The sequence below is a fragment of the Pseudomonas sp. AFG_SD02_1510_Pfu_092 genome (genome assembly GCF_003331055.1).
In the GTDB taxonomy this organism is placed as follows: Bacteria; Pseudomonadota; Gammaproteobacteria; order Pseudomonadales; family Pseudomonadaceae; genus Aquipseudomonas.
The window spans coordinates 47068-53225 of the sequence record NZ_PUQD01000035.1; the positions used below are offsets into that span (position 1 = coordinate 47068).

Below are 6158 nucleotides of genomic sequence, written 5' to 3' on the forward strand. Positions count from 1 at the left end.
AACACGGGGTCATGTTAGCCCTTTGTCTAACCAGGGTCACTCGTTAAAGTCATGTTCGCCGCCTTACCTTCGGGCTTTTTTTGCCGTAGAATCATCCGGCCTTTTCAAAGGCAACAATGTCCGTTGGAAGCTGTTTTCAAAGCGTCACGAGCACAGTTCATCCGGTAGAACGGCGTTGGCCCGGGCCATGCACCCCTCGCATGCCCGTGCCAGCCCTCATCAGCTCCCCGTTCTGCAGGCGTAAAACTTTGAAAGCAGCTTCTGTAAGGATTCTTTGCGACTCTGGCTGGGCGGCCCACAAAGCCGTGGCAGCGCATGGGTGCATCGAATGCTGGATGAGCGTCCCGGACCCCCTTTAGGGACCACTGATGAGGGTAATAACTGTGCTTGAAGCCTACCGCAAACACATCGAAGAGCGTGCCGCCCTGGGCATCGTGCCCCAGCCGCTGAACGCCGAACAAACTGCAGGCCTGGTCGAGCTGCTGAAAAACCCGCCGGCCGGCGAAGAAGCCTTCCTCGTAGACCTGATCACCAACCGCGTACCGCCAGGGGTCGACGAAGCTGCCTACGTCAAGGCCGCTTTCCTCTCCGCCGTCGCCAAGGGCGAAGCCAAGTCGCCGCTGATCGACCGCAAGCACGCCACCGAACTGCTGGGCACCATGCAGGGCGGCTACAACATCGAAACGCTGGTCGCACTGCTGGATGACGCCGAACTGGGCGCCGTCGCGGCCGAACAGCTCAAGCACACCCTGCTGATGTTCGATGCCTTCCACGATGTGGCAGAAAAAGCCAAGGCCGGTAATGCGCACGCCAAGGCCGTGCTCGAGTCCTGGGCTGCCGGCGAGTGGTTCACCTCGCGCCCGGCAATCGCCGACAAGTACACCCTGACCGTGTTCAAGGTGCCTGGCGAAACCAACACCGACGACCTGTCCCCTGCCCCGGACGCCTGGTCGCGCCCTGACATCCCGCTGCACGCCCTGGCCATGCTGAAAATGGCCCGTGACGGCATCGAGCCGCAGCAGCCTGGCTCGGTCGGCCCGCTGGCCCAGATCGAAGCGGTCAAGGCCAAGGGCTTCCCGGTTGCCTACGTCGGTGACGTGGTCGGTACCGGTTCCTCGCGTAAATCCGCCACCAACTCGGTGCTGTGGTTCTTCGGCGACGACATCCCGTACGTGCCGAACAAGCGCGCCGGTGGCTTCTGCTTCGGCACCAAGATCGCCCCGATCTTCTACAACACCATGGAAGACGCCGGCGCCCTGCCGATCGAATTCGACTGCACCAACCTGGCGATGGGCGACGTCATCGACGTTTACCCGTTCAAAGGTGAAGTACGCCGTCACGGCAGCGACGAACTGGTTACCAGCTTCACCCTGAAGACCGAAGTGCTGCTGGATGAAGTCCGCGCTGGCGGCCGTATCCCGCTGATCGTCGGCCGTGGCCTGACCGAAAAAGCCCGCGCCGAGCTGGGCCTGGGCTCATCGGACCTGTTCAAGAAGCCAGAGCAGCCTGCCGACACCGGCAAGGGCTTCACCCTGGCGCAGAAAATGGTGGGTCGCGCTTGTGGTCTGCCTGAAGGCCAGGGCGTACGCCCAGGTGCCTACTGCGAGCCGAAGATGACCACCGTCGGTTCCCAGGACACCACCGGCCCGATGACCCGCGACGAGCTGAAGGACCTGGCGTGCCTGGGCTTCTCCGCTGACCTGGTGATGCAGTCGTTCTGCCACACCGCGGCGTACCCGAAGCCGATCGACGTCACCACCCACCACACCCTGCCAGACTTCATCCGCACCCGTGGCGGCGTGTCGCTGCGCCCGGGCGACGGCATCATCCACAGCTGGCTGAACCGCATGCTGATGCCTGACACCGTGGGCACCGGTGGCGACTCGCACACCCGCTTCCCGATCGGCATCTCGTTCCCGGCCGGTTCCGGCCTGGTAGCGTTCGCCGCTGCCACCGGCGTCATGCCGCTGGACATGCCAGAGTCGATCCTGGTGCGCTTCAAGGGCAAACTGCAACCCGGCATCACCCTGCGTGACCTGGTCCACGCCATCCCTTACTACGCCATCCAGCAAGGCCTGCTGACCGTCGAGAAGAAGGGCAAGAAAAACGCCTTCTCCGGCCGCATCCTGGAAATCGAAGGCCTGGACGAGCTGACTGTCGAGCAAGCCTTCGAGCTGTCCGACGCCTCGGCCGAGCGTTCCGCTGCCGGTTGCACCATCAAGCTGCCAGAGAAGGCCATTGCCGAGTACCTGCAGTCGAACATCACCCTGCTGCGCTGGATGATCGGCGAAGGCTACGGCGATGCCCGCACCCTGGAGCGCCGCGCCCAGGCCATGGAAGCCTGGCTGGCCAAGCCTGAGCTGCTGTCGGCCGACGCCGATGCCGAATACGCCGAAATCATCGAGATCGACCTGGCCGACGTCAAAGAGCCTGTGCTCTGCGCGCCGAACGACCCGGACGACGCCCGCCTGCTGTCTTCGGTGCAGGGCGAGAAGATCGACGAAGTGTTCATCGGTTCGTGCATGACCAACATCGGCCACTTCCGCGCCGCCGGCAAGCTGCTGGACAAGGTCAAGGGCGGTATCCCGACCCGTCTGTGGCTGGCTCCGCCAACCAAGATGGACGCTCACCAGCTGACCGAAGAAGGCTACTACGGCATCTACGGCAAGGCCGGTGCGCGCATGGAAATGCCAGGCTGCTCGCTGTGCATGGGTAACCAGGCACGCGTGCAGACCGGTTCGACCGTGGTCTCCACCTCGACCCGCAACTTCCCGAACCGTCTGGGCGACGCTACCAACGTGTACCTGGCATCGGCCGAGCTGGCTGCTGTCGCTTCGATCATCGGCAAGCTGCCGACCGTCGAAGAGTACATGCAGTACGCGAAAGACATCGACAGCATGGCTGCCGACGTTTACCGCTACCTGAGCTTCGACCAGATCGCCGAGTTCCGCGAAGCGGCCGCCAACGCCAAGATCCCGGTGGTTCAGGCGTAAGCTGAGTTGTAAGGTGTAAAGAAGAGCCCCGGCAGCGATGCCGGGGCTTTCTTGTTTCAACCTGTACCGGCCTCTTCGCGGCTAAAGCCGCTCCCACACGGTCCTGCGCAGCCCCTACGGTGAGTACCCTGTGGGAGCGGCTTTAGCCGCGAAGAGGCCGCCACTGGCAACCTCAAATCACCAACAACTCCACAAACCTGTGCACCGCCATCTGCTCCAGCACTTGCTGGTCCTTGCACAGCTCGAATATCTGCTGACACCGTTGCCGCGCAAAGCGCGTCGCCAGGTTGGCCCTGAACTTGGCCTCCAGCAACGGAATCCCCTCCTCCCGCCGCCGCCGATGCCCGATCGGGTACTCCACCGCCACCTGTTCGGTACTGCTGCCGTCCTTGAAGAACACCTGCAAGGCGTTGGCGATCGAACGCTTGTCCGCTTCCAGGTACTCGCGGCTGAAGCGCGGGTCTTCCACCACCTCCATCTTCTCGCGCAGGCGGTCGATGCTTGGGTGATTGGCGTGGAAGGCGTCTTCGTAATGCTCGGCCACCAAGTGCCCGAAAATCAACGGCACCGCCACCATGTACTGCAGACAATGGTCGCGGTCGGCGGCGTTGGCCAGCGCGCCGCTCTTGGAAATGATGCGGATCGCCGATTCCTGGGTGGTAATGACGATGCGATCGATTTCATGCAGGCGGTTACGCACCAACGGATGCAGAATGACCGCCGCCTCGCAGGCGGTCTGGGCGTGGAATTCGGCCGGGAAACTGACTTTGAACAGCACGTTCTCCATCACATAGCTGCCCAGAGGTTGCGGCACGCGCAGTTCCTGCTGCTCGGACGGCTTGAGCGCCAGGTCCTTGTTGGTGTGGCTGAACAGCACGTCGTAGAAGCCCCACTGCGGCGCGGTGAGCACGCCCGGCACGCCCATCTCGCCGCGCAGGGCGATATCGGCCAGGCGCACGCCACGGCTGGACGCATCGCCGGCGGCCCACGACTTGCGCGAGCCGGCATTGGGCGCATGACGGTAGGTGCGCAGCGCCTGGCCATCGACGAAGGCGTGGGACAAGGCAGACAGCATCTGTTCGCGGTTGGCGCCCATCAGCCTCGCGCATACTGCGGTCGAGGCCACCTTGACCAGTATCACGTGGTCGAGGCCCACCCGGTTGAAGGCATTCTCCAGCGCCAGCACGCCCTGGATCTCGTGGGCCATGACCATGGCTTCGAGCACATCGCGCATCAGCAGCGGTGCCTCGCCTGTGGCCACGCGCTTCTGCGACAGGTGATCGGCAACGGCGAGGATGCCACCGAGGTTGTCCGAGGGGTGAGCCCATTCGGCGGCCAGCCAGGTGTCGTTGTAGTCCAGCCAGCGCACCGTGCAGCCGATATCCCAGGCGGCCTTGACCGGGTCCAGGCGGTAGCCGGTGCCGGGGACGCGGGCGCCATTGGGCACTACGGTGCCTTCCACCTGCGGGCCAAGCAGCTTGGTGCATTCGGGAAAGCGCAGGGCCAGCAGGCCGCAGCCGAGGGTGTCCATCAGGCAGTTGCGCGCGGTGTCCAGGGCTTCGGCGGATTCGACCCGATAGCCGAGGGCGTAATCGGCGAGGGTTTGCAATACCCGGTCGTAATCGGGGCGGGTGTTGAGGTCTACGTTGGCGCTCATATGCAGCTCCCTTCAGAATTGCCGGGGCCGCTTCGCGCCCCTTTCGCGACGCAAGGCCGCTCCCACAACGGAAGTACACCACCCTCCATGTGGGAGCGGCTTTGCGTCGCGAAAGGGCTGCGCAGCAGCCCCAACCAACTAAAGCCGAGCGCCAGTGGTGCGTTAGAAGCTATCGCCAGGCACGCGAACCCAGCCCTCCATCAGCACGCGAGCACTGCGGCTCATGATTGCCTTGGTCACTGTCCACTCACCATTCACCTGGCGCGCCTCGGCCCCGACCCGCAGGGTGCCCGAGGGGTGGCCGAAACGTACGGCGCTGCGCTCGCCCCCGCCAGCGGCGAGGCTGACCAGCGTGCCCGGAATGGCCGCTGCGGTACCGATCGCAACCGCAGCCGTACCCATCATTGCATGGTGCAGCTTGCCCATCGACAAGGCCCGTACCAGCAGGTCGATATCAGCCGCCTGCACCGCCTTGCCACTGGACGCAGTGTAGGTGCTTGGCGGCGCGACGAAAGCCACTTTCGGTGTGTGCTGACGCCCGGCAGCCTGGTCGACGTTGTCGATCAGGCCCATGCGCACGGCGCCATGGGCGCGAATCGTCTCGAAACGCAGCAGCGCCTGCGGGTGGCCATTGATGGCGTCCTGCAGTTCGCAGCCGGTGTAACCGATATCGGCGGCATTGACGAAGATGGTCGGGATACCGGCATTGATCAGGGTCGCCTTGAACGTACCGACACCTGGCACCACCAGGTCATCGACCAGGTTGCCGGTGGGGAACATCGCCCCGCCCTCGCCGTCTTCGTCGGCGGCCGGGTCGAGGAACTCCAGCTGCACCTCGGCCGCCGGGAAGGTCACCCCGTCCAGTTCGAAATCGCCGGTTTCCTGCACTTCGCCTTCGCTGATCGGCACATGGGCGACGATGGTCTTGCCGATGTTGGCCTGCCAGATGCGCACCGTGGCGATGCCATTGCGCGGGATGCGCGCCGGGGCGACCAGGCCGCTGCTGATGGCGAACGAACCGACGGCGGCGGAGAGGTTGCCGCAGTTGCCGCTCCAGTCGACAAAGGCCTTGTCGATGCTGACCTGGCCGAACAGGTAATCGACATCATGATCGGGCTTGCTGCTTTGCGACAGGATTACGGTCTTGCTGGTGCTGGAAGTGGCGCCACCCATGCCGTCGATCTGCTTGCCGTACGGGTCGGGGCTGCCGATTACCCGCAGCAGCAGGGCGTCGCGGGCAGGGCCGGGGATTTGCGCCCGCTCGGGCAGGTCTTGCAGCCGGAAGAACACGCCCTTGCTGGTGCCGCCACGGATGTAGGTGGCGGGGATTTTCACTTGCGGTATAGGTGCCATTGCTTTGCTGTCCTGTCTGATAGGCATGAAACCCCGGGGCTGCGGTGCAGCCCATCGCCGGGGGGGCCGCCCCCCCCCCCCCCCCCCCCGGGAAAAAAAGGGGGGGGGGGGGGGGGGGGGGGGCGGGGGGGGGCGGGGGGGGGGCAACCCCCCCC

At 64.6% G+C, this 6158-nt stretch carries 3 protein-coding genes; 1 reads left to right on the forward strand and 2 read right to left on the reverse strand.

What is annotated here, in order from left to right; translation table 11 throughout:
• Positions 1–383: 383 nt before the first annotated feature.
• The gene (gene acnB, locus C6A77_RS15880; RefSeq protein ID WP_114170326.1) at positions 384–2993 is read left to right on the forward strand and encodes a bifunctional aconitate hydratase 2/2-methylisocitrate dehydratase; all 2610 of its coding nucleotides are present in this window, start codon (positions 384–386) and stop codon (positions 2991–2993) included.
• Between the two features lie 172 nt (positions 2994–3165).
• On the opposite strand, the gene prpD is transcribed toward acnB, so the two are convergent.
• Positions 3166–4650, reverse strand: a complete 1485-nt coding sequence (gene prpD, locus C6A77_RS15885; RefSeq protein ID WP_114170327.1) for a 2-methylcitrate dehydratase — start codon at positions 4648–4650, stop codon at positions 3166–3168.
• A gap of 162 nt (positions 4651–4812) precedes the next feature.
• Positions 4813–6003 carry a 2-methylaconitate cis-trans isomerase PrpF gene (gene prpF, locus C6A77_RS15890; protein WP_114170328.1) on the reverse strand — a complete coding sequence of 397 codons (1191 nt, stop codon included), beginning with the start codon at positions 6001–6003 and terminating at the stop codon, positions 4813–4815.
• Positions 6004–6158 lie beyond the last annotated feature (155 nt).

Excerpts from the sequence above, each read along its gene's own strand:
- prpD (WP_114170327.1), bottom strand. The coding sequence starts at position 4,650 with ATGAGCGCCAACGTAGACCTCAACACCCGCCCCGATTACGACCGGGTA.
- prpF (WP_114170328.1), bottom strand. The coding sequence starts at position 6,003 with ATGGCACCTATACCGCAAGTGAAAATCCCCGCCACCTACATCCGTGGC.